The sequence below is a fragment of the Bradyrhizobium sp. UFLA06-24 genome, assembly GCF_054967145.1.
Genome location: NZ_JADFUE010000021.1, coordinates 45,323 through 68,487, shown reverse-complemented (window position 1 = coordinate 68,487; position 23,165 = coordinate 45,323). Strand labels below are relative to the sequence as shown.

General features: G+C 64.1%; 20 protein-coding genes and 1 pseudogene. 10 read left to right on the top strand and 11 right to left on the bottom strand.

Translation table 11 applies throughout. The annotated features are described in order from the left end of the window. Positions 1-50: 50 nt before the first annotated feature. The 3 genes from IF809_RS18695 to IF809_RS18685 form a co-directional block, all read right to left on the bottom strand. The gene (locus IF809_RS18695) at positions 51-797 is read right to left on the bottom strand and encodes a VOC family protein (protein WP_462838161.1); all 747 of its coding nucleotides are present in this window, start codon (positions 795-797) and stop codon (positions 51-53) included. 2 nt (positions 798-799) lie between these two features. Further along, positions 800-1,588, bottom strand: a complete 789-nt coding sequence (locus tag IF809_RS18690; protein ID WP_462838160.1) for an enoyl-CoA hydratase — start codon at positions 1,586-1,588, stop codon at positions 800-802. A 178-nt stretch (positions 1,589-1,766) separates the two neighbouring features. Further along, on the bottom strand, positions 1,767-2,975 hold the full coding sequence (locus IF809_RS18685; protein ID WP_462838159.1) for an ABC transporter substrate-binding protein: 1,209 nt from the start codon (positions 2,973-2,975) through the stop codon (positions 1,767-1,769). A gap of 244 nt (positions 2,976-3,219) precedes the next feature. Here IF809_RS18685 and IF809_RS18680 point away from each other — a divergent pair, with 244 nt between their 5' ends. Beyond that, on the top strand, positions 3,220-4,074 hold the full coding sequence (locus IF809_RS18680) for a thermonuclease family protein (RefSeq protein ID WP_462838158.1): 855 nt from the start codon (positions 3,220-3,222) through the stop codon (positions 4,072-4,074). Positions 4,075-4,208: 134 nt separating this feature from the next. Then, positions 4,209-5,600: a M48 family metalloprotease gene (locus IF809_RS18675; RefSeq protein ID WP_244659379.1), complete on the top strand. Its 1,392-nt coding sequence runs from the start codon at positions 4,209-4,211 to the stop codon at positions 5,598-5,600. A gap of 129 nt (positions 5,601-5,729) precedes the next feature. Here the strand turns inward: IF809_RS18675 and IF809_RS18670 are convergent, their stop codons facing one another. Both IF809_RS18670 and IF809_RS18665 read right to left on the bottom strand, forming a co-directional pair. After that, positions 5,730-6,134, bottom strand: a complete 405-nt coding sequence (locus IF809_RS18670) for a c-type cytochrome (RefSeq protein WP_462838157.1) — start codon at positions 6,132-6,134, stop codon at positions 5,730-5,732. Positions 6,135-6,190: 56 nt separating this feature from the next. Next, positions 6,191-7,528 carry an MFS transporter gene (locus tag IF809_RS18665; RefSeq protein ID WP_453994455.1) on the bottom strand — a complete coding sequence of 446 codons (1,338 nt, stop codon included), beginning with the start codon at positions 7,526-7,528 and terminating at the stop codon, positions 6,191-6,193. A gap of 181 nt (positions 7,529-7,709) precedes the next feature. Between IF809_RS18665 and cyoA the strand changes: the two genes are divergently transcribed. The 7 genes from cyoA to IF809_RS18630 are packed head-to-tail and all read left to right on the top strand — an operon-like array spanning position 7,710 to position 14,623. Further along, entirely contained in the window at positions 7,710-8,870 is a 1,161-nt protein-coding gene (gene cyoA, locus IF809_RS18660; protein WP_453981522.1) for a ubiquinol oxidase subunit II, read from the top strand. An 11-nt stretch (positions 8,871-8,881) separates the two neighbouring features. Beyond that, the gene (gene cyoB / locus IF809_RS18655; RefSeq protein ID WP_453981521.1) at positions 8,882-10,879 is read left to right on the top strand and encodes a cytochrome o ubiquinol oxidase subunit I; all 1,998 of its coding nucleotides are present in this window, start codon (positions 8,882-8,884) and stop codon (positions 10,877-10,879) included. After that, positions 10,880-11,509, top strand: coding sequence for a cytochrome o ubiquinol oxidase subunit III (gene cyoC, locus IF809_RS18650; RefSeq protein WP_128963603.1), 630 nt, complete (start codon positions 10,880-10,882; stop codon positions 11,507-11,509). Further along, a complete protein-coding gene (cyoD, locus tag IF809_RS18645; RefSeq protein ID WP_128963602.1) occupies positions 11,506-11,886 on the top strand; it encodes a cytochrome o ubiquinol oxidase subunit IV in 381 nt (126 codons plus the stop codon). Before cyoC ends, cyoD begins: the two co-directional genes overlap by 4 nt. Further along, a complete protein-coding gene (locus IF809_RS18640; protein ID WP_462838156.1) occupies positions 11,883-12,743 on the top strand; it encodes an SURF1 family protein in 861 nt (286 codons plus the stop codon). Before cyoD ends, IF809_RS18640 begins: the two co-directional genes overlap by 4 nt. Next, a complete protein-coding gene (locus tag IF809_RS18635) occupies positions 12,715-14,100 on the top strand; it encodes an ATP-binding protein (protein WP_164938406.1) in 1,386 nt (461 codons plus the stop codon). The genes IF809_RS18640 and IF809_RS18635 overlap by 29 nt, the downstream gene beginning before the upstream one ends. Beyond that, entirely contained in the window at positions 14,090-14,623 is a 534-nt protein-coding gene (locus IF809_RS18630) for a response regulator transcription factor (protein WP_128963599.1), read from the top strand. Before IF809_RS18635 ends, IF809_RS18630 begins: the two co-directional genes overlap by 11 nt. Positions 14,624-14,847: 224 nt before the next feature. On the opposite strand, the gene IF809_RS18625 is transcribed toward IF809_RS18630, so the two are convergent. From IF809_RS18625 to IF809_RS18605, 5 genes and pseudogenes are all read right to left on the bottom strand, one after another. Continuing rightward, on the bottom strand, positions 14,848-15,666 hold the full coding sequence (locus IF809_RS18625; RefSeq protein ID WP_453981517.1) for a CarD family transcriptional regulator: 819 nt from the start codon (positions 15,664-15,666) through the stop codon (positions 14,848-14,850). Between the two features lie 346 nt (positions 15,667-16,012). Then, on the bottom strand, positions 16,013-16,351 hold the full coding sequence (gene fdxA / locus IF809_RS18620) for a ferredoxin FdxA (protein ID WP_128963597.1): 339 nt from the start codon (positions 16,349-16,351) through the stop codon (positions 16,013-16,015). A 132-nt stretch (positions 16,352-16,483) separates the two neighbouring features. Beyond that, a pseudogene (locus IF809_RS18615) lies at positions 16,484-16,753 on the bottom strand (RNA-binding S4 domain-containing protein); the annotation flags it as partial. A gap of 13 nt (positions 16,754-16,766) precedes the next feature. Beyond that, positions 16,767-20,135: a helicase-related protein gene (locus IF809_RS18610; protein WP_462838155.1), complete on the bottom strand. Its 3,369-nt coding sequence runs from the start codon at positions 20,133-20,135 to the stop codon at positions 16,767-16,769. A gap of 495 nt (positions 20,136-20,630) precedes the next feature. Beyond that, positions 20,631-21,440, bottom strand: coding sequence for a DUF3108 domain-containing protein (locus IF809_RS18605; RefSeq protein WP_462838193.1), 810 nt, complete (start codon positions 21,438-21,440; stop codon positions 20,631-20,633). A gap of 545 nt (positions 21,441-21,985) precedes the next feature. Here IF809_RS18605 and rpmB point away from each other — a divergent pair. Then, positions 21,986-22,291: a 50S ribosomal protein L28 gene (gene rpmB, locus IF809_RS18600; RefSeq protein WP_453981515.1), complete on the top strand. Its 306-nt coding sequence runs from the start codon at positions 21,986-21,988 to the stop codon at positions 22,289-22,291. Positions 22,292-22,395: 104 nt separating this feature from the next. Here rpmB and IF809_RS18595 read toward each other — a convergent pair whose 3' ends face one another. Continuing rightward, on the bottom strand, positions 22,396-22,707 hold the full coding sequence (locus IF809_RS18595) for a DCL family protein (RefSeq protein WP_462838154.1): 312 nt from the start codon (positions 22,705-22,707) through the stop codon (positions 22,396-22,398). Positions 22,708-23,165 lie beyond the last annotated feature (458 nt).

The window sequence follows — 23,165 nt, the reverse complement described above, 5'->3', positions numbered from 1 at the left end:
GATCCTCTTCTTGTTCTTCGTGCATCCGCCGCACACACGCATCAAGGGAATCAACTGACGCGGAACGTCACCCCGCCCAGCAGGAACTCATTCCCCGCCACCGCAAGCCCCTTCGCCTTGGCGGCGTGCAGCACGCTCGCGGGGTCGGTCACCCGAAACTCCAGCGCGCTCATGATTTCGCTCGCGCCCTTGACGAAGCGGAACGTGGCATTGGCCAGCTTCAACTCGGCATCGCCAGGCGCAACGCCGATGATCCGGCCCCAATGCGCCGCCAGCCCTTGGGGATCCGGGCCTTGCATCTCCACCGCCGTCAGCGCCTGCGTCACGTCCTTGCGGATGAACTTTTGCCACTCCGGTCCGGCCGGCGGATATGGGCCCAGGATGTCGTCGCTGCCTTCGGTGTGGTTGAACTCGATGAAGGCGGCGCGGCAATCGCGGGGGTGGAGCTGTACGCCATGATAGGGCGCGTGGTCGATCACGTTGGCGGTACGCACGCCCATCGCGTTCGCATGACGGCCGCGCTCGTCGGGATCATTGCAGCAGAAGATCGCCATGTAGCCGCCGCGGCCGCCGGTCTTCTCGATGAAGCGGCCGGCGGTGGTGCCGTCCTTGAATGGCGCCACCACCTCCAGCAGAATCGTATCGACCGGGAGCAGCGCGTTCTCCAGGCCGTATTTGGCGACATTGCCGTCGCGGTAGCAGACGGAAAGGCCCATGATCTCCGCGATCTCGGAGATGACAGGCTCGAGATGCGGCGCGACCAGACAGATCTGCCGCAGCCGCATATAGGGCGCCATCGTCATGCGCCCTTGAAGGACGGCTTGCGCTTCTCGACGAAGGCCTTCGCGGCCTCCTTGTGATCCTCGGTATCGCCGCAGCGGGTGTGATGGATTGCCTCGCCGTCGAAGCAATCCTCCAGCGGCAGATGCTCGGCATTGTTGATGTTGCGCTTGATGTAGCCGAGCGCGATCGAGGGCCCCTGCGCCAACGACAATGCGAGCTCATGCGCGGCCGCATCGATCTCGGCGTCGGGCACGACCTTCGTCACCATGCCGATCGCGTGCGCTTCCCTGGCCGTGAGCACCGGCGACATCAGGTACAGCTCGCGCGCCCGCGCACTGCCGAGCAGCTGGGTCAGGAAATAGGTGCCGCCGTAGTCGCCGGAGAAGCCGACCTTGGCAAAGGCGGTGGTGATCTTGCAGGATTCGGAGGCGATGCGCAGATCGCAGGACAGCGCCATCGACAAGCCGGCGCCGGCCGCGGCACCATCGAGCTGCGCCACCACGGGCTTTGGCATCTGATGCAGGATGCGCGAGACCTCCATGCCGCGGCGGAGGTTCGCAAGCTTTTGCTCGAAAGGCAGCGGCGCGCGGCCTGCGGCCATCGACTTGACGTCGCCGCCGACACAGAACGAGCCGCCGGCTCCCTTGAACAGCACCGCCCGCACCTCGGGATCGTCAGCCGCTCGCCGCGCCGCTTCGACGAGGCCTGAGACCATCTCGGGATTGAGCGCATTCTTCCGCTCGGGGCGATTCATGGTGATGGTGAGCAGCCCGCCTTCGAGCTTTTGCAGGACCATGTCGTTCATGCGAGGTTTCCTCTGTTTGTTGACCGAGCTCTCACCACGTCGTCATTGCGAGCGAAGCGAATCAATCCAGAGATGTCTCCGCAGATGCAACCTGGATTGCTTCGTCGCACCAGCGCAAAATTGCTTCGCAATTTTGTCGCGGGCTCCTCGCAATGACGTCGTGACTTACGTCACGCCGTCACTTTTTCACCAGCGGGCAGCGCGACTGCTCCAGCGACTGGAACGCCTCATTGGCCGGCACGGTGGCGAGCAGCTTGTAATCGTCCCAACGGCCCTTGGACTCCGACGGCTTCTTCACTTCGAACAGGTACATGTCGTGGACCATGCGGCCGTCCTCGCGGATCTTGCCGTCATGAGCGAAGAAGTCGTTGATCGGCGTCTCCTTCATCACCTTCATGACCGCAGCAGCGTCGGTGGTGCCAGCCGCCTTCACCGCCTTCAGATAGTGCGTGACCGAGGAATAGACGCCGGCCTGCGCCGAGGTCGGCGGCCGCTTGACGCGCTCCATGAAGCGTTTCGAAAATGCGCGGGTCTCGTCGTTCATGTCCCAGTAGAAGGCTTCGGCCAGCAGCAGGCCCTGCGCGGTCTCGAGCCCGATCGAGTCGATATCGGTGACGAAGGCCAGCAATGGCGAGACCTTCTGGCCGCCTTTCATGATGCCGAACTCGGCCGCCTGCTTGATCGCGTTGACGGTGTCGCCGCCGGCATTCGCGAGTCCGATCACCTTGGCTTTCGACGCCTGCGCCTGCAGCAGGAACGACGAGAAGTCCGAGGTGTTGAGCGGATGACGCACACTGCCCAGCACCTTGCCGCCGGTCTTGGTGACGACGGCGCTGGTGTCCTTCTCCAGATCCTGGCCGAAGGCATAGTCGGCGGTGAGGAAGAACCAGGTGTCAAGGCCCGATTTCACGGCGGCGAGGCCGGTGACATTGGCCTGGCCGTAAGTGTCGAACACATAGTGCACGGTAGTGGGACCGCAGGCCTCGTTGGAGAGGCGGATCGAGCCGGGCCCGTTGAAGATGATGATCTTGCCCCGCGCCTTCGCGATCTCGCCCGCGGCCAGCGCTGTGGCGGACGCCGCGACGTCGTAGATCATCTCGACGCCCTGATTGTCGAGCATGTCGCGCGCGATGTTGGCGGCGAGATCGGCCTTGTTCTGATGATCGGCCGCCAGTACCTCGATCTTGCGTCCCAGTACCTCGCCGCCGAAATCCTCGACAGCCATTTTGGCTGCGGTCTCGCTGCCGGGGCCGGTGATGTCGGCGTAGAGGCTCGACATGTCGAGGATGCCGCCGATCTTCAGCGGCGGCTTGTCCTGGGCCTGCGCGGCGGCACTCGCGCTGAGGGCAAACGCGGCGGCAAAAATGCCCGACAAAATATGCTTCATGGAAAAACAACCTCCCTTGATCGCCTGGCTCTGATGGCGGCTTGATTATCGTTGTTGTCGCAATCATGCCGCATGCGCAAGAGCGCAGCAAGCGCCGGTGCGTTGCGAGGGCCTGATTGCCGCGCATGTTTTCCGCAAAACGGAATGGTGAGACGCGAACGAATGTCTCCGCGTCATTGCGAGCGCAACAAGCAATCCAGAACCTCACTGCGGAAACACTCTGGTTTGCTTCGCTGCGCTCGCAATGACGGAGTGCGTGGAAGCCTCTTCGCGCCTCACCGCTTCTGAGTTAGCATTCGCGCCTAACGCAACCTCTCCGGGTCATGTGACGCAACCCCTTCTTCACCTCACCGTCGCGCTTCTCTTCATCGCAGGTCACCCTGCGTGCGCGACACCGTGCCAATTCGAGGCACAGGGCGAAGGACGCGTCGCGGCGGTCGTCGATGCACGCAGCGTCCGTCTCGACGACGGCCGCGAGGTCCGCCTCACCGGGATCGAAGCGACGGCGGCGACGAAGCAAGCATTGACTTCCCTGCTCGTCGGCCGCGACGTCATCCTGCGCAGCACTGACGACACGCCCGACCGTTACGGTCGCCAGGGCGCGCTGGTCTTCATCGGCGAAAGCGATAGCTCTATCCAGGCCGCCCTGCTCGCCCAGGGCGACGCGCTCGTCTCCGCCGAGATCGCGGACAAGGACTGCGCGGCGGCTCTGATGGCGTCGGAAGCCGAGGCGCGGCGCCAAAAAAAGGGCAGTTGGGCTGACCCGTCGGCCATAAAAAACGCGGAAAGTCCGGACGATATTTTGGCCGGGATCGGGCGCTTTATGGTCGTCGAGGGCAAAGTCCTGTCCGTCCGGCAAGCTGGGGCAATGACCTACCTCAACTTCGGACGAAGCTGGACACGCGGCTTTACGGCGACTATCTCAAAGCGCAATCTACCGGCGTTCGAAAGCGCCGGAATTACCCTTAAGTCCCTGGAAAATAAGCGTGTTCGCGTTCGGGGCTGGGTTGAGGGGAATACGGGGCCGCGTATCGATGTGCGTCTCGTGGGACAGGTCGAGTTGCTGGGCGCAAACGAACCGACAGGGGTAAGGCCTTAAATCGGGCCGGGCACGGGTTAAGCGACGTGAATGGGGTGCTAGAACGGCACGGACGAGGTGATGGCCGCCGCCTACGGGCTGCGCCGGCCGCGCTTTGCCTTGCGCTGGGCACGGCACTCGCCGGTTGCGGCGATATGGGCCGGTTCCAGACCGCGGCAGCCCCGCCGACCGTCGCGATGCCCAAGCCGAAGCCGGCGGTCGCCCAGACCCCGGCGACGGAGAAAGAACACGAACGCATCCTGGCGAGCTATGGCGGCACCTATGACGACCCCAAGCTCGAATCCCTCGTCAGCAAGACCGTCGACCGGCTCGTCGCCGCGTCAGACCGTCCCGATCAGGGCTACAAGGTCACCATTCTCAACTCCGGCGCGGTGAACGCCTTCGCGCTGCCGAACGGCCAGCTCTACGTCACGCGCGGGCTTCTGGCGCTTGCCAGCGATACCTCGGAATTGTCCTCCGTGCTCAGCCACGAGATGGCGCATGTGCTGTCCAGGCACGCCGCAATGCGCGAGGACCAGGCGCGCCAGGCTGCGATCGTCACGCGTGTCGTCACCGACATGAGCACGGACCCCGATCTCACCGCGCTCGCGCTCGCCAAAACCAAGCTCACCATGGCGAGCTTTTCGCGCAACCAGGAGTTCGAGGCTGACGGCATTGGCGTCGGCATCTCCGCCAAGGCGCATTTCGATCCCTATGGTGCCGCCCGCTTCCTCTCGGCGATGGAGCGCAATGCCGAGCTGAAGGCCGGCAAGACTTCGCTCGACCCGCGCGCGCAGGATTTCACCTCGTCGCATCCGGCAACGCCCGAACGGGTGCAAAATGCACAGACCATCGCGCGGCAATATGCGGCGCCCGAGGGCGCCGAACGCGACCGGGAGAGCTATCTCTCCGCGATCGACAATCTCGTCTATGGCGAGGACCCCAGCGAAGGTTTTGTCCGCGGCCGGCGCTTCCTGCATCCGAAGCTCGGCTTTACCTTCCAGGCGCCTGATAATTTCACGCTCGATAACACTGCGCAGGCGGTGATCGGCGTGCGCGAGGGCGGCTCGCAGGCGATGCGCTTCGACGTCGTGCGCGTGCCGGCCGAACAGTCGCTCGGCGACTATCTCAATTCCGGCTGGATGGAGGGCGTCGAGAAGGCATCCACCGAGGACCTGACCATTAACGGCTTCCCGGCCGCATCTGCCACCGCCAAGGGCGACCAGTGGCAGTTCAAGGTCTATGCGCTGCGCTTCGGCAGCGACGTCTATCGCTTTATCTTCGCCACGCGGCAGAAATCGACCGAGAGCGAGCGCAATGCGCGCGAGACCGTCAACTCATTCCGCCGCCTGACGCTCGAAGAGATCCAAGCCGCGCGACCGCTGCGCATCAAGGTGATCACCGTGCAGCCCGGCGACACCGCGGAATCGCTGTCGCACCGCATGGCCGGCGTCGATCACCCCGCCGAACGTTTTCGTGTACTCAACGGCCTCGATCGCAACGCGCAGGTGAAGGTGCGCGACCGCGTGAAGATCGTGACCGATTGAAGCTGGGGCAGCTGCCGTAGCTGCCATAGGGTGGGCAAAGCGAAGCGTGCCCACCCAATCTGATTGATCGAGAACGATCGTGGGCACGGCGCTTAAGCGCCTTTGCTCACGCTACGAGACCTGCACCGCCTACCGCGCCTTCTCCTTCAAATACGCGATGATGTCGGCGCGATCCTGCGCATCCGGCACATCGAAGAACATCTTGGTCTCGGGCACCATCGCTTGCGGTCCGGTCAGCCATTTGTCGAGGTTCTCCTCGGTCCAGACGATTCCCGAATTCTTCAGATCGGGCGAATAGTCGTAACCGGGAACGCTGCCCGCCTTGCGCCCGACCACGCCCTTGTGCATCGGGCCGACGCCATTCTCGTTGATGGAGTGACAGTCTGCGCAGCCCTTGTAGAGCGTCTGGCCGCGCGCGGCATCGCCGGTGGCCCCCGCGGGACCGGCTGCACACAGCAGCGCAATCGCGACCGCGGCGGGAGCCAGGCTTGCGGTGCTTCGCCGGAGGACGGAATACGGCCGCCAGACGTTCATGTGATCTCCTGTTTGCGGTCCGCAAACAGGATCGTCCGGGCCGAATTTTATTCCCGTCAGTTGGAGGATTGGCCCGCGTCCATGTCGCCGGCCTCGCGCTGGCCGCTGAGCCAGAGCGCGAGCAGGGTCCAGAACGCGCCCGACAGCAGGTACGCGCCCGAGGCGATGACGCCGAGATTGGTGGCCAGCAGCAGCGCGACGAGCGGAGCGAACCCGGCACCGAACAGCCAGGCCATGTCCGAGGTCAGCGCGGAAGCCGTGTAGCGGTACATCTGCTTGAAATTCGAGGCGATCGCGCCCGAGGACTGTCCGAAGGACAGGCCGAGCAGGATGAAGCCGATCACCATGTAGATGGTCTCGCCGAACGCACCAGCATCGAGCAGCTGCGGGGCGAAACCGCTGTAGATCGCGATCGCGATCGCCGAACCCATCAGCAGCGACTTGCGCCCGACGCGGTCGGCGATGATGCCGGAGACCACGATCGCGGCGACGCCGAACACGGCGGCGACGATCTCGATGATCAAAAAGCGCACCGGGCTCTCGCGGGTGAACAGGAACACCCAGGACAGCGGAAACACCGTGACCATGTGGAACAGCGCGAAGCTCGCCAGCGGCGCGAATGCGCCCAGCATGATGTTGTGGCCTTCACGCGCGACGGTGTCGGAGATGCGCGCGGGCTGGAGCTCGCGGGTCTCGAACAGCGAGGCATATTCCTCTGTCGTCACCATGCGCAGGCGCGCGAACAGCGCCACGACGTTGATGGCGAAAGCGACGAAGAACGGATAGCGCCAGCCCCAATCAAAGAAATCGTCGGCCGAGAGATTGCCGGCGAAATAGGCGAACAGCGCGCTCGCGACGATCAGTCCGAGCGGCGCGCCAAGCTGCGGCACCATCGCGTACCAGCCGCGCTTGGAAGCCGGCGCGTTCAGCGCTAGCAGCGAGGCCATGCCGTCCCAGGCGCCGCCCCAGGCCAGACCCTGCGCGATGCGCGCCAGCGCCAGCAGCCAGATCGCGGCGACGCCGATCTCGTGATAGCCCGGCAGGAATGCGAGCGCCACGGTGGCGGTGCCAAGCAGGAACAGCGCCGAGATGAGCTTGGCCGTCTTGCCGTAGCTGCGGTCGACCGTCATGAAGATGACGGTGCCGATCGGCCGCGCCATGAAGGCCAGCGCGAAGATCATGAAGGAATAGAGGGTGCCGGTCAGTTCGCTGGTGAACGGAAAGACAAGGCGCGGGAACACGATCACCGAGGCGATCGCGAATACGAAGAAATCAAAGAATTCCGAGGTGCGGCCGATGATGACGCCGATGGCGATTTCGCCGGGACTGGCCTGGTCGTGGCCGTGCTCGCCCGAGTGGAGGTCTGCCATTGCGGGGGTCTGTGCCGTCGCCATTCGTGCGCCCTTAACGTCCTGAAAACCAAAGCCGACCGCCCGGCGGGCGCCAGGCAATCCGACCCTGTCTGACCGATCATCCCGCAATGCAACATTGGACAAATTGTCCAATGTCCGGATTGTTGCGCCGCAGCTACCCCTTGGCCCCGCAAAGGAAACTCATTCTCATAAGGCTCGGCCCGTGTCCCGTCTCAAGATCCTGGCGCTGCTACCCCTGGCAGTTGCGCTCAGCGGCTGCAACTACGTCGTGCTGGCGCCAGCCGGCGATATCGCGGCGCAACAGCGCGACCTCGTCATCATCTCCACCGTCCTGATGCTCCTCATCGTCGTCCCCGTGATGGCGCTGACGGTGCTGTTTGCCTGGCGCTACCGCCAGTCCAACAGCTCGGCCCGCTACGAGCCGGATTGGGATCACTCGACCAAGCTCGAGCTGGTGATCTGGTCCGCACCGCTGTTGATCATCGTCTGCCTGGGCGCGCTGACCTGGATGGGCACGCATCTGCTCGACCCCTATCGGACGCTCGGCCGCATCCATGCCGACCGCGCCATCGACCAGTCCAAGGCGCCGCTCGAGGTCGACGTCGTCGCGCTCGACTGGAAGTGGCTCTTCATCTATCCGGATTACGGAATCGCCACCGTCAACGATCTGGCCGCGCCCGTCGATCGCCCGATCAACTTCCGCATCACCGCCTCTTCGGTGATGAACTCGTTCTACATCCCCGCGCTCGCCGGCCAGATCTATGCGATGCCGGGCATGGAGACCAAGCTCCATGCCGTGGTGAACCACGCCGGCACCTACAGGGGCTTTTCGGCGAACTACAGCGGCGCCGGCTTCTCCGGCATGCACTTCAACTTCCAGGGCCTCGACGACAAGGGCTTTGATGCCTGGGTCGCGCAGGCCAAATCGGCCGGCGGCTCGCTTGGCCGCACCGAGTATCTCCAGCTCGAAAAGCCCAGCGAGAACGAGCCCGTGCGCCGCTGGGGCACGGTCGATTCCGATCTCTACCGCCTGATCCTCAACATGTGCGTCGAGACCGGCAAGATGTGCCAGAGCGAGATGATGGCGATCGACGCCAAGGGCGGCAACGGCCACGAGGGCCTGAACAACACCCTTCCGCTCTCCTACGACAAATACGCCCGCCGCGGCACCGCGTTCGGACCCGAGCCGAGCTTCGTCGCCGGCACCTGCACGCCGGATGCGCCGCAAGGCCACACGACGGCCGCGATCAGCGCGCCGCTCGACACCGCGCCGCTCCTGGGCGCCGGCCTGAAGCGGCCGACCTTCGCGCCGCTGAAGTCCTCGTCCTTCTTCCTCGGACAGCGTCCGAAGTCAGAATCCTAAAGAGATCCAGCATGTCTCCTGATCTTCTCAAGCTCATCTTCGGTCGTCTCGGCATCGATTCGCTGCCGCTGCACGAGCCGATTCTGGTCGGCACCTTCGCTGTGGTCGCGCTCGGCGGCATCACGCTGCTCGCCGGCCTGACCTACTTCCGCCTCTGGGGTTATCTCTGGCGCGAATGGTTCACCAGCGTGGATCACAAGCGGATCGGCGTCATGTACATGGTCCTCGGCATCGTGATGCTGCTGCGCGGCTTCGCCGACGCGCTCATGATGCGAGCGCAGCAGGCGATGGCGTTCGGCGGCTCCGAGGGCTTCCTCCCGGCCCATCACTACGACCAGGTCTTCACCGCCCACGGCGTGATCATGATCTTCTTCGTGGCGATGCCGCTGGTGACCGGCCTGATGAACTTCGTCGTTCCATTGCAGATCGGCGCGCGCGACGTGTCATTCCCGTTCCTGAACAATTTCAGCTTCTGGATGACGGTCGGCGGCGCGGTGCTCGTGATGCTCTCGCTGTTCATCGGCGAATTCGCCCGCACCGGCTGGCTGGCTTATCCACCGCTGTCCAACATCGGCTACAGTCCTGATGTCGGCGTCGACTATTACATATGGGGATTGCAGGTCGCGGGCGTCGGAACGACGCTGTCCGGCATCAACCTGATCTGCACCATCGTCAAGCTGCGCTGCCCCGGCATGACCATGATGCGGATGCCGGTGTTCACCTGGACTTCGCTCTGCACCAACATCCTGATCGTCGCCTCCTTCCCGGTCCTGACCGTCGTGCTCGCGCTGCTCTCGCTCGACCGCTATGTCGGCACCAACTTCTTCACGAACGATTTCGGCGGCAGCCCGATGATGTACGTGAACCTGATCTGGATCTGGGGCCATCCCGAGGTCTACATCCTGGTTCTTCCCGCCTTCGGCATCTTCTCGGAAGTCACCTCGACCTTCTCCGGCAAACGCCTGTTCGGCTACACCTCGATGGTCTACGCCACGGTCGTCATCACCATCCTGTCGTACCTGGTGTGGCTGCACCACTTCTTCACGATGGGCTCGGGCGCCAGCGTCAACTCGTTCTTCGGCATCACCACGATGATCATCTCGATCCCGACGGGCGCGAAGATGTTCAACTGGCTGTTCACGATGTATCGCGGCCGCATCCGTTACGAGCTGCCGATGATGTGGACGATTGCCTTCATGCTGACCTTCGTGATCGGCGGCATGACCGGCGTGCTGCTCGCGGTGCCGCCGGCCGACTTCGTCCTGCACAACAGCCTGTTCCTGATCGCGCACTTCCACAACGTGATCATCGGCGGCGTGGTGTTCGGCGCGTTCGCCGGCATCAACTACTGGTTCCCGAAAGCGTTCGGCTTCAGACTCGATCCGTTCTGGGGCAAGTGCTCGTTTTGGTTCTGGGTCACCGGCTTCTACATGGCCTTCATGCCGCTCTACGTGCTCGGCCTGATGGGCGTGACCCGCCGTCTGCGGGTGTTCGATGATCCGTCCCTTCAGATCTGGTTCGTCATCGCCGCGATCGGCGCCAGCCTCATCTTCCTCGGCATCCTCTCGATGCTGATGCAGTTCGCGGTCAGCTTCCTCAAGCGCGAGCAGCTCAAGGACGTCACCGGCGATCCCTGGGACGCCCGCACGCTGGAATGGGCGACCTCCTCGCCGCCGCCGGACTACAACTTCGCCTTCACCCCTGTCGTTCATGACAACGACGCCTGGTGGGACATGAAGAAGCGTGGCTACCAGCGTCCGCTCACCGGGTTCAAGCCGATCCACATGCCGCGCAGCACGGGTACCGGCATCATTCTCGCCGGCTTCGCCACCGCGATGGGCTTCGGTCTGATCTGGTACATGTGGTGGCTGGCGGCTGCGAGCTTCATTGCGATGCTCGCCGTCGGCATCGGTCACACCTTCAACTATCACCGCGACTTCGACATTCCGGCTGACGACGTCATCCGGACCGAGGACGCGCGCACCAAACTGCTCGCCGGAGCCAAGTAAATGACTGTCGCTGTCAATCCCTCGCAGACCGGCGAGCCGGTCTTCTACCTCGCCGACGAGCACCCGCATCCGGAAGGCTACAGCACCTCGCTTGGCTTCTGGATCTACCTGATGAGCGACTGCCTCATCTTCGCGATGCTGTTCGCCGCCTTCGGGGTGCTTGGCGCCAACTACGCCGCCGGGCCCGCGCCGAAGGATCTGTTCGACCTCGATCTCGTCGCGGTCAACACCTCGATGCTGCTGCTGTCATCGATCACCTATGGCTTTGCCATGCTGACGATGCAGCAGAACAAGATCGCCCAGACCCAGATGTGGCTCCTGATCACCGGCCTGTTCGGCGCCGCCTTCATCGGCATCGAGCTCACCGAGTTCGCCCACATGATCCATGAGGGGGCCACGCCTCAGCGCAGCGCCTTCCTGTCCGCCTTCTTCACCCTGGTCGGCACCCACGGCCTGCACGTCTCCTGCGGCCTGATCTGGCTGGTGACGCTGATGGTGCAGGTTTGGCGTTTCGGCCTGATCGAGGCCAACCGCCGTCGCCTGATGTGCCTGTCGATGTTCTGGCACTTCCTCGACGTGGTCTGGATCGGCGTCTTCACCTTCGTCTACCTCTTGGGAGTTCTGCGATGAGCACCGATACCCACGCAGCCGGCGCGCACGACCATCATCACGACGACGGCCACGCCCACAGCACGTTCTCGGGCTACATGCTCGGCTTCGTGCTCTCGGTGGTGCTCACCGCGATCCCGTTCTGGCTGGTGATGAGCGGCACGCTGCCGAGCAAGCAGATCACCGCGCTGGTCATCATGGCGTTCGCGGTCGTGCAGATCGTCGTGCACATGATCTATTTCCTGCACATGAACACCAAGTCCGAGAACGGCTGGAGCATGATGGCGCTGATCTTCACCATCGTAATGGTGGTGATCGCGCTGTCCGGGTCGCTGTGGGTGATGAACCACCTCAACAGCAACATGATGCCGATCCACGAGATGACAGGCATGAAGTGAGCGATCCGGTCGGACCAGAGGATAACGATACGCGCAGCCCGGCAAAGGCTGCGCGCCCGTCCCTGTGGCTCACGGCTCTCTCCCTCACCGCTTTTGTTGTTCTGATAGGCCTCGGCGTCTGGCAGGTCGAGCGCCGCGCCTGGAAGCTGGCGCTGATCGACCGGGTCGAGCAGCGCGTCCATGCACCGGCCCAACCGATCCCCTCGCCGGCGACGTGGCCCGCCGTCTCCGCCGCAAACGACGAATACCGCCATGTCAGCGTCTCCGGCCGTTTCCTGCACGACCGCGAGACCCTGGTGCAGGCCGTCACCGAGGAAGGCCCCGGCTATTGGGTGCTGACACCGCTGAAGCGCAGCGACGGCATAACCATCCTGATCAACCGTGGCTTCGTACCTTCGGAGCGGCGCGAGCCGTCGACGCGGCAGGCCGGCAATCCGGATGGCACCGTCGAGATCACGGGTCTGCTGCGCATCACCGAGCCAAAAGGCGGATTCCTCAGGGACAACGTGCCTCAGCACAACCGCTGGTACTCGCGGGATGTCACCGCGATCGCGGCCGCGCGCGACCTTCGGAACGTCGCGCCCTTCTTCGTCGATGCGGACGCCGGATCACAATCCGCTGGCGGTCCGATCGGCGGATTGACCGTGATCCGCTTTCCCAATAACCACCTGATCTACGCTTTGACCTGGTTTGCCTTGGCTTTATTGCTGGCCGGTAGACTCTTCGTCACCTTCCGCGGCGGGCTGTTCCGCCGCAAGATAGCCTTGAACGGCTTCGTCCACGAACCGGCCGGCGGCCTCGATGGCCCCGCCCGCAGGACGGGATCAGATGCTGGAACGATCGTCGAATCGACCTGACGACGGGAAAAATTACGGCGGCCCGGCCGTCACGCTGCAATCGCAGGCGGACGCTCGCAGCGAGCTGATCGGCGCTGCGCCGACCGACGACGAGACCAACCGCAAGAACATGGCGCTGCTGATCCAGCTGCGCTGGACGGCGGTGGTCGGCCAGATCGTGACCATCGGCGGCGCGCATTTCTGGCTCGGTATTCCCTTGCCCCTGACCCGCATGGGCGCGGTGATTGGCGCGCTGGTGCTGCTGAATGTCTCGAGCCTGATCTGGGTGCGGCATCGCGCCACGATCACCAGCAACGAGCTGCTGGTCGCGCTGATGCTCGATGTCGCCGCGCTGACCGCGCAGCTTTACCTGAGCGGCGGCGCCACCAATCCCTTCACCTCGCTGTTCCTGCTCCAGGTCACGCTCGGCGCGGTGCTGCTCGATGCCCGTTCCACCTGGTCGCTGGTGGCGCTGAGCTGCGCGAGCTTCGTGTGGCTGACCATAGCCTATCGGCCGCTCGACCTGCCACCGAATCCGCTGAGTGAGATCTACACGCTGACCGTCACCGGCATGCTGCTGGGCTTCGTCCTCAATGCCGTTTTGCTCGTCGTGTTCGTCACCCGCATCAATAGAAATTTGCGCGAGCGCGACGCGCATCTGGCAGCACTGCGCCAGCATGCCGCCGAGCAGGATCACATCGTCCGCATGGGCCTGCTCGCCTCTGGCGCCGCCCATGAGCTCGGCACGCCGCTCGCCTCGCTCTCCGTCATCCTCAGCGACTGGCGACGCATGCCCGATCTGGTCGCCGATCAGGAGCTTGCCGAGGACCTGACGGAGATGGAAACCTCGCTGCAGCGCTGCAAGTCCATCGTGACCGGGATCCTGGTTTCGGCGGGGGAAGCGCGCGGCGAAGGATCGTCGCCGACGACGGTGACGGCCTTCGTCACCGCACTGGTCGAGGAATGGCGCGACGCCCGCTCCGCCCGCACGCTGTATTTCGTCAACACGTTTGGCGAGGACGTCGCGATCGTCTCCGACATCGCACTGAAGCAGGTGATCTTCAACGTGCTCGACAATGCCTACGAGGTCTCACGCGAATGGGTCGAGCTGATGGCCGAGCGCGAAGGCGACAACCTCGTGCTCTCGATCAGCGATCGCGGCCCGGGCTTTGCGCAGGAAATGCTGGCACAGCTCGGAAAGCCTTATCAGTCCAGCAAGGGCCGCGCCGGCGGGGGGCTCGGCCTGTTCCTGGTGGTGAACGTGGTACGCAAGCTGGGCGGCAGCGTGACCGCCGAGAACCACAGGAAACGCGGCGCGACCGTCCGCCTGACGCTGCCACTCGCGACGCTCGCGATCGGAGGCAGCTTTGACGCCTGATCGTTCGCTCATCGTCGTCGAGGACGACGAAGGCTTTGCGCGCACGCTGAAGCGCTCGTTCGAGCGCCGCGGCTACGAGGTCGTGCTGGCCGCCTCGATCGAGGAGGTCCGGAAAGTCCTGGAGGGGAGATCCTTCGGCTACGCTGTCGTCGACCTCAAGCTCGGCGGCGCCTCGGGGCTCGCCTGCGTCGAGCTGCTGCATACCCACGACGAAGACATGCTGATCGTGGTGCTGACGGGCTTTGCCAGCATCTCGACCGCCGTCGAGGCCATCAAGTTAGGCGCCTGCCATTACCTCGCCAAGCCCTCCAATACCGACGACATCGAGGCCGCCTTCACCAAGGCCGAGGGCAATGCCGAGGTCGCGCTCGACGTGCGGCCGACCTCGATCAAGACGCTGGAATGGGAGCGCATCCACCAGACCCTGATCGAGACGGATTTCAACATCTCGGAAGCGGCGAGGCGCCTCGGGATGCACCGGCGCACGCTGGCGCGGAAGCTCGAGAAGCGGCCGCTCAAATAGGCCGCCGCAACTCTCGCCATCGTCATTCCGGGGCGTGCGAGGCACGAGCCCGGAATCCATCGGGCGACAGAGACGGTGGACGAATGGATTCCGGGTTCTCGCCTCGCGAGCCCCGGAATGACAGCTGTGGCACCCGGCCACTCCCCCCTGCAGACCGCCGAAACAAAAAGCCCGGCTCAGCGGCCGGGCTTTGGATCTGTTGCAATCGACGCGCGAAGCAGAACTTACGCGGCCTCGTCGGCGACGGTGGTGTCGTCGCCATCGGTATCGTCGGTATCGCCCTCGGCGTCCGTCTCGCCCTCGCCGTCGGCGGCTTCCGCCTTGGCGTTGGCGCGGCGCGGGCTCTTGGCGAGCTGGGCCTCGATCTCCTTGACCGCTTCGGTCTCGGTCGAGTGCTGCACCACCGCGATCTCGCGGGAGAGACGATCCAGCGCCGCTTCATAGAGCTGGCGTTCGGAGTACGACTGCTCCGGCTGCGACTCCGAGCGATAGAGGTCGCGCACGACTTCCGCGATCGCGACGATGTCGCCCGAATTGATCTTCGCTTCGTATTCCTGGGCGCGGCGCGACCACATGGTGCGCTTGACGCGGGCGCGGCCCTTCAGCGTCTCGAGCGCCTTCTTCACCAGGGCGGGCTCGGACAGCTTGCGCATGCCGACATTGGCAACCTTGGCGGTCGGAACGCGCAGCGTCATCTTGTCCTTGATGAAGTTGATGACGAACAGCTCGAGCTTCGCACCGGCGATCTCCTGCTCCTCAATGGCCAGGATCTGGCCGACGCCGTGAGCGGGATAGACGACGAATTCATTGGCCTTGAAGCCCTGACGCTGGGTCACGACCTTCTTTTCCTCGACCTTCGGCGCGCTGGCGGCGGGCTTCACGGCCGGCTTGGCAGCAGCAACGGGAGCCTTGGCGGGGGCGGCGGCAACGGGAGCCTTCGGAGCAACGGGCTTGGCAGCGTGAGCCTTAACAGCAGCGGGCTTGGCAGCAGCAGGCTTGGCAACGGTCGCTTTCGCGGCCGGTTTGGCAGTCTTGTTAGGCATTGCGCTTCTTTTGTTCTTCGAGGACTTTGCAGCCGGCGGCGCCTTGGCAGCGGCCCGACCCTTGGATGCGCTACGGCTGGCCGCGGCGACTTTTTTGGCCTCCTTATGGGAAGCCCTCGCTGAAGTACTCTTTTTACGCGTTTTCTGTGACACAGCCTGCGCGCGGAAACTGCCACGCCCCTGTTCGACATTTGGTTTCACGGGAACCCAGAGGGGCCAACGGGCTGACGGGGTTCGGCTTAATGTGCCCAATATAGCACATTTCCCGCAAAAATCAATGATTTAGGGGTCTCAAGGGCTGGTTTTCGGCGGCAGCGCCGCTATTAGGGTTAAGTTTGGGCCCTAATTAGTCTCCGGAGCCGGGTTTCGGAGAAAAATATTTCTCGAACTTCCCTTCCATCCCGTCGAATTCCTTCGCGTCTTCGGGTGATTCTTTCTTCTGGGTGATGTTCGGCCAGCTCTTGGCGTATTCCGCATTGACCTCGAGCCACTTTTCAAGCCCCGGTTCGGTGTCCGGCTTGATGGCATCTGCGGGACATTCCGGCTCGCACACGCCGCAGTCGATGCACTCGTCCGGATGGATGACAAGCATGTTGTCACCTTCGTAGAAGCAATCGACCGGGCAGACCTCGACGCAGTCGGTGTACTTGCACTTGATGCAGTTTTCAGTGACGACGTAAGTCATCCAACGCTCCGAAAAGCTCTTTTAAATGTCGCGGCTTGCCTAGCGCGGATGGCCACGCGCTGCAAGGTCGGGAAGCTCCGATCATGACGGCTTTATGTGTTTGATCGACCAAGAAATGAATATCAAACGCAATTAATTGCGCTTTACGTCGCCGAGCTCCTCATAGAGCACGCGCGCCGAGGCGGCATCGCCACGCCGCTCGTTGAAATCGATCACCTTCAGCACGCGCACGGTGCGGTCGAGCGCGATAGTGATGACATCGCCGATCTTGATCGCATGGCCCGGCGATCTCTCGCGCGTGCCGTTGATGCGGACGTGACCGGACTCGACGAGCTCAGCGGCGGAGGTGCGCGCCTTCACCACCCGCGCGTGCCACAGCCATTTGTCGAGGCGCTGCCGCTCCGTGGTCGTGGGATTACTCCTTCCGACCGGCGAGCTGTTCTTTCAGCGCGGCGAGCTTTGCGAACGGCGAGTTCGGATCTGCCGGACGATCGCGCTCACGCGGATTGGCGCTCGAGGCGTAGGGACGCAGCGACGGACCACCCTGGCGGTCGCGCCCGTTGTCGCGATCGCGGCCCCTGTTGTCGCGACCCTTGTCACGATCGCCGCCGAACTTCTTGTTGTCGCGGTTGCGATCGCGATCCTTGTCGCGGTCCTTGCCCTGGAAGCTGCGATTGCGGTCGTCGCGGCGCTCTCCGCCCTCGCCGCCTTCACGGCCCTTGCGGAAGTCTCGGCCGCCGTCGCGGCGATGACCGCCGTGACGATGGCCCGGCGTGGCACCTTCAGCCGCTTCGCCGGACGCAGCGCTCGCCTCGGCCGAAGCAGCGCCAGCTTCGGCTCCGCCCTGCCGGCGCGGTTGATGGTGACGCTGATGGCGGTTGCGATCGTGGCGCGGCTTGCGGTCGTCGTGACGGCCCCCGGGACGCCAGACCTCGACGAGCTCGGGCTCTGCGGGCGTCGCAGCGGCTTCGACCGGAGCGGAGGCATCGGCAGAGGCAGCAGCTTCCGTTGCAGCGATCTCGGCCGGAGCGGCTTCAGCGGCAGCCTCGGCAGCAGCCTCGGCGGGTGCAGCAGATTCTTCCGACGGCGGCGCGATGCCGGGGGCATCTTCGGGCGTGACGGGCGCGTCTGGCGCAGCTTCGAGCGCCGGCTCTTCGTGAGCGGGCTCGTCGTGCGGCTCCATTCCGGGCGCGTCTTCGACGGTGACGGCTTCGATCGCGGCATCCGCGGGCGCTGCGACTTCGTCGGTCGCAGGCGTCTCGGAGGACGCTTCAACCGCCGGCGCCTCCGCAGCAGCAGGCGCGGCGGGCTTGGGCGGCAGCGGCGGGCGCTTCTCCATGCGATAGCCGAGCGCGCGCAGCACCGAGGCGAAATCCTCGCCGGCGGAGCCCGTGAGCGAGGTCATCGCCTGGGTCACGACAAAACTGCGGCCGTCGAACGCGCCGGCGGGCTTTTCGCCGGGCGAATTCTCGCGCCAGGCCAAAGCGGGACGGATCAGATCGGCAAGGCGCTCCAGGATGTCGACGCGAACGGCGCGCTCGCCGGCCTGCTTATAGCCGAGCACGCGATAGGCATCGCGCGGCAGGCTCTTGTCGACCGGGAAGGACGTGCGGCCGGATGAAGCCAGATGCTGCGCGCCTGACAGCGCCGACAGATCGACATTGTCCTGCTTCAGCGCCCACAGCAGCGCGGCGAGCGCACGCGCGGCGGGCTTCAGGATGCCGGGGAAATAGATGTGATAGGCACCAAAGCGAACGCCGTACTTACGCAGCGTCGCGCGCGAGGGCTGATCGAGATCCTTCAGCTCGTTCGCGATTCTGGGCCGCTCGAGCACGCCGAGCGCCTCGACCAGCTGATAGGCGATGCCGCGGGCAATGCCGGTGACGTCCTCGGCCTTGCTGAGCTCGAACATCGGCCCGAGCAGCTTCTCGATATGGGTCTTGAGCCAGAGCTCGAGCCGCGCCTGCACTTTTTCGCGCGGCGCGCCCGTCAAGCGCTCGTCCGAGATGATGCGGATGCGCGGATGCAGCGCGTCCTCCGCCGCCGACAGCCGCGCCACGGCATCGCCGGTCCAGCGGATGATGCCTTCCGAGGTCAACACGAACTGATCGTCCGGCGCGTTGCCCAGTTTTTCGGCGCGCGCATTGATCTCGCCGGCGAGCACCGCTTGCGCGGCAGCCTGCAAGGCTTTCGCATCCGAGCCGGCTTCCGCCGCATCCGGTGCAAAGGTGAAGCCATCGAGGCGGCCGATGACATGGCCTTCGACGATAACTTCGCCGGTCTTGCCGATTTCCGTATTCAAGCTCGTGTTCTCCCGCAGGCGGCGCATCAATACACTGGTCCGGCGATCAACGAAACGCTCAGTCAAGCGTTCATGGAGCGCATCCGATAATTTATTTTCGACCTCCCGCGTGATCCCCTGCCAGCGATCGGGGTCTCTCAGCCAGTCCGGGCGGTTGGCGACGAAGGTCCAGGTGCGGATCTGCGCGATCCGGGCCGACAGCGTGTCGATATCGCCGTCGATGCGGTCGGCCTGGTCGACCTGGGCGGCGAACCAGGAATCGGGGACGCAGCCCTTCTGCATCAGAAAGCCGTAGAGCGTCGTCACCAGCTCGGCATGGGCGGCCGGCGACAGCTTCCGGTAATCGGGGACCTGGCAGGCCTCCCAGAGCCGCTCCACGGCGGCCTTGCCGTGCGCGATATCGCGCACCTCGGCGTCGCGGGCGGCGTGGTCGAGCACGCGCATGTCTTCGGCGATCGGCGCCCGCGTCAGCGTCTCGTGGCCGGGGGCGAGGTTGAGCGAGACCTGCAGCGCGCCAAGCGAGGAGAAATCCAGCTTCGAGTTGCGCCATTGCAGCATCTTCACGGGATCGAAGATGTGGTTCTGGAGCGCATTCACCAACTCGGGCTCGAACGGGGCGCAGCGGCCCGTGGTGCCGAAGGTGCCGTTGCGCGTGGCGCGGCCGGCGCGGCCGGCGACTTGCGCGAACTCGGCCGGCGTGAGCCTGCGGAACTGATAGCCGTCGAACTTGCGGTCGGAGGCGAAGGCGACGTGGTCGACGTCGAGATTGAGGCCCATGCCGACGGCATCGGTGGCGACGAGATAATCGACGTCGCCGCTCTGGAACATCTCGACCTGCGCATTGCGCGTGCGCGGGCTAAGCGAGCCCAGCACCACGGCGGCGCCGCCATGCTGGCGCTTGATCAGCTCGGCGATGGCGTAGACCTCGTCGGCCGAGAACGCGACGATCGCGGTCCGTCGCGGCTGGCGCGTGATCTTGCGGTCGCCGGCGAATTCGAGCTGCGACAGCCGGGGACGCGTGATCATCGACACGCCCGGCAGCAGCCGCTCGATGATCGGGCGCATGGTGGCGGCGCCCAAGAGCAGCGTCTCGTCGCGGCCGCGGCGGTTGAGGATGCGGTCGGTGAAGACGTGGCCGCGTTCGAGGTCGGAAGCGATCTGGATCTCGTCGACGGCGAGGAAGGAGACATCGAGGTCGCGCGGCATCGCCTCGACGGTCGAGACCCAATAGCGCGGGTGCTTCGGCTTGATCTTCTCCTCGCCCGTCACCAGCGCAACGGCCTCTGGTCCGACGCGGGCGACGATCTTGTTGTAGACCTCGCGCGCGAGCAGGCGGAGCGGCAGGCCGATCATGCCCGAGGAATGCGCGAGCATCCGTTCGATGGCGAGATGGGTCTTGCCGGTGTTGGTCGGCCCGAGCACCGCGGTGACGCCGGCGCCGGGCACCCGCTCGGAAGCGAAGGGGGAGGGAGGAAAGGCCATGTCTGGTGATTAGGTAATGGCTAATGGGGCGAATGTCAGTGCTATCTGGGGCGATGGGGTGCCGAGCCGCTCGACACCCGCGCAACTGTCTCACTTTGCGACGCTTTTCCTCATCCCCTTAAGCTTCGGAACGACTCTAGAACGAATCGCGGCCGAATCGCTGACTCGCCTCGAAGTCCCGTTCCGTTCACGCAACATGTCGCGGGACTCGTTTTGCGTGTGCACTAGATGGAGTTTTGGGCCGTCGCACAAGCGGCGTTTCCTGGGCGGATTTCGTTAAGTTGGGGATGGCGCGGAGTCGAATCAGAATCGGGGAGGAGTCAAATGGATTCCCGGGAAAGCGGGCAGCCCGACTCGATTTCGCGAAACAACCCCATGCACAGTAGGTAAGTCGTTGATATTGCTTGCGACGCCATCTCCCCTCGTCATTCCGGGGCGGCGCGCAAGCGACGAGCCCGGAATGACGGTCTGGGTGGGACGGGCGCGGGCCAAACCCTACTGCGTCTTCGCCACGCGCGGTGGCTGGGCTGTGGTGATGAAGCTGGTGGCTTCCAGCATCGCCGGCCCCAGGGGCGTCGGCACTTTCAGCCAGAATGGAACCAGGATGCGCGTGCCGGCGACCGGGGCGAGCGCGATCTCGATGTTGCGCTGGGCGGCGAGGTATTTGATCACGGGGCGGTCGGGGATGTAGCCGGCGATGGGCACGAAATAGAGCGCGCAGACCACGACCGGGCCGTGATAGCCCTTCTCGGCCTTCACCGTCTCCATGCGCTTGAAATCGAGCTTGAGCTCGTAGCGCATGCGGCCGTCGAAGATCGGCGCGCCGCCATGGCAGGCCTCCGGCGACAGCGGATCGCCGTTGCCGGGCACGCGCACCAGCGAGGCCGTCATCGGATCGAACACGCCGCGGCGATGCGCGTCGGTGACGACGATGCGGTCAGGATCGACCGGCGGCTCCGGGATGATGCCGAACTCCTTCACATTGCCCTTGTCGAGGGTGATGTGGATCTCTTCGGTCTTCTTCGAGGTGGTGGTGGAGGCCTGGTAGGCGGTCGCAACCAGCGCGCCGTTGACGATGCGGCCCTGCGAGGCGCCGGTGCCGGACCCGCCCGCGAAGGACTTTAAAATGCCGGTGGTGCCGCCCGAGGCCGCCGCCGAGAACACCTCGTCCTGGATATCGATGTTCCAGGCGCCGCGGCCGACCGGAATCCCTGACAGCGTCGCCTCATATTGCGCCTCGAGCTTGCCCTGCGCCGCGGCCGGATCAGCCCCCCACACCAGCACCAGCCCGCCAAACGCGGCCAGCGCCAGCCTGCCGGCCGACCGCAGCCGGAGCGGAATGAGGGGGGAGGTGGGCACGAGACGATCCATCAGGAAAAGGAGTGGGTGTTACTTAAGCCTGTTCCGGCGCCAGGCAATGCAAAAGGGGCGCGAACCGCGGGAACTCCACCGGACTCTTCGGCGGCGATTGCGCCCTTTATGTGATGGTAAGGCGTTTCAAACATTGCCGTTTTGGTGATCGGGCGGTGTCCGGGCGGCGGGCTCGAACACCTCTCCCCACCCACTCCGCTGTCATACCCCACCAACTCCACTGTCATGCCCCGGCTTGACCGGGGCATCCGGTACGCCGCAGCTTCACGACTCTAGCCGCGCTGGCTCAGAGTACTGGATCGCCCGGTCAAGCCGGGCGATGACACCTATTGCTGGGCGGGATCTCGCCCCAAATCCTTGACTACCCGCCCCTCACCCCCTATACGTCCGCCCGCTCCCTGCAAGGACGAAAGAATTAGCCCCCGTGGCGCCCCGAATGGCGGCCGCAATAGTTGGGGGACAGGATAAGGATTTCTACCATGTCTCGCCGCTGCGAACTGACGGCCAAGGGCCCCCTCGTCGGCCACAAGGTCAGCCACTCCAACATCAAGACCAAGCGCCGCTTCCTGCCGAACCTGGTCAACGTGACCTTCATCTCGGAAGCGCTCGGCCGCAACGTGCGCCTGCGGGTCTCCACCAACGCGGTAAAGAGCGTAGACCATAATGGCGGCCTCGATGCCTACCTGCTCAAGGCCAAGACCGACAATTTGTCGCCGCGCGCCGTCGAGCTGAAGCGCGCCATCGAGAAGAAGGTCGGCGACGCGCCGGTCAAGAAGGCAAGCTGAGATTTCGTAAGTTGGGCGAGGGCTAGGTTGCGTCGCGTGGTGTAGGCTTAGCCGAGTAGAGTTTTTGCGTTGCGGCCGGATCGGAAGATCCGGCCGTTTTTGTTTCAGCCGTCCCTACTTTCCGCGCCGATACAGGCCACAAATGAAAAGCGTTCGATTGTTTCGTCTGATCTAACTACCCAAAAGCATTGGGTGTTGTAGTCAGCTGACATGACTTCGAAGTGATCGATACCCGGACCGATCTTATCCTCTGAGTCTGGGTGCCGCCTGAGCAAGGCGGCTAAGTCCTTGCCGTCCTCATCGCTCACTCTCTCACCCGGCTTGTAGCGGTTCAACATCGCTCTAAAAAAAGCTACCGCATCGCCCTTCTTCGAAAACTGTCTAGTCCCAAGCTTAATTGGCTGGCCTTTCGACACAGTATCCTCTCGTCCAAATGTCTACACAGCTTATTAGAGAAATATCCAATACAGTCTCCCTTTGCGCGAAACATTTCAACTATGAATAATGTGAGAAGGCTCGCGCCGCTCCGGCCGGGTATCGATATGCCGATTTCTATGAAGTTTGCGAAATGCTACCCCACCCCCGACGAACCGACTTGGCGCGGTCTACAACTGCTGGAAGTGGGTGAGTTTGACGTATTTCTCAGGGGCCCGGTCAGAGCCCGTGTTACCGACGCAGCATTTGAACAAGAGCTGGCAGGTGATTTGGCGGCCTTAGCGAGCACGCAAATGGCGTCCGACACATTGTCAAAAGTGCTCTCGACTGCTGCGGCCCCCTTGGATTGGGAAATTGGCGAAGCTATAGCCGAATGTCTCTTGGAGGAGGAGTTCAACGTAAGTTGGCCTTGGAACGAAAACCGAGACCGAAAGACGCC

Excerpts from the sequence above, each read along its gene's own strand:
- IF809_RS18695 (WP_462838161.1), bottom strand. The coding sequence starts at position 797 with ATGGCGCCCTATATGCGGCTGCGGCAGATCTGTCTGGTCGCGCCGCAT.
- IF809_RS18690 (WP_462838160.1), bottom strand. The coding sequence starts at position 1,588 with ATGAACGACATGGTCCTGCAAAAGCTCGAAGGCGGGCTGCTCACCATC.
- IF809_RS18685 (WP_462838159.1), bottom strand. The coding sequence starts at position 2,975 with ATGAAGCATATTTTGTCGGGCATTTTTGCCGCCGCGTTTGCCCTCAGC.
- IF809_RS18680 (WP_462838158.1), top strand. The coding sequence starts at position 3,220 with ATGACGGAGTGCGTGGAAGCCTCTTCGCGCCTCACCGCTTCTGAGTTA.
- IF809_RS18675 (WP_244659379.1), top strand. The coding sequence starts at position 4,209 with ATGGGCCGGTTCCAGACCGCGGCAGCCCCGCCGACCGTCGCGATGCCC.
- IF809_RS18670 (WP_462838157.1), bottom strand. The coding sequence starts at position 6,134 with ATGAACGTCTGGCGGCCGTATTCCGTCCTCCGGCGAAGCACCGCAAGC.
- IF809_RS18665 (WP_453994455.1), bottom strand. The coding sequence starts at position 7,528 with ATGGCGACGGCACAGACCCCCGCAATGGCAGACCTCCACTCGGGCGAG.
- cyoB (WP_453981521.1), top strand. The coding sequence starts at position 8,882 with ATGTCTCCTGATCTTCTCAAGCTCATCTTCGGTCGTCTCGGCATCGAT.
- cyoC (WP_128963603.1), top strand. The coding sequence starts at position 10,880 with ATGACTGTCGCTGTCAATCCCTCGCAGACCGGCGAGCCGGTCTTCTAC.
- cyoD (WP_128963602.1), top strand. The coding sequence starts at position 11,506 with ATGAGCACCGATACCCACGCAGCCGGCGCGCACGACCATCATCACGAC.
- IF809_RS18635 (WP_164938406.1), top strand. The coding sequence starts at position 12,715 with ATGCTGGAACGATCGTCGAATCGACCTGACGACGGGAAAAATTACGGC.
- IF809_RS18625 (WP_453981517.1), bottom strand. The coding sequence starts at position 15,666 with ATGCCTAACAAGACTGCCAAACCGGCCGCGAAAGCGACCGTTGCCAAG.
- fdxA (WP_128963597.1), bottom strand. The coding sequence starts at position 16,351 with ATGACTTACGTCGTCACTGAAAACTGCATCAAGTGCAAGTACACCGAC.
- IF809_RS18610 (WP_462838155.1), bottom strand. The coding sequence starts at position 20,135 with ATGGCCTTTCCTCCCTCCCCCTTCGCTTCCGAGCGGGTGCCCGGCGCC.
- rpmB (WP_453981515.1), top strand. The coding sequence starts at position 21,986 with ATGTCTCGCCGCTGCGAACTGACGGCCAAGGGCCCCCTCGTCGGCCAC.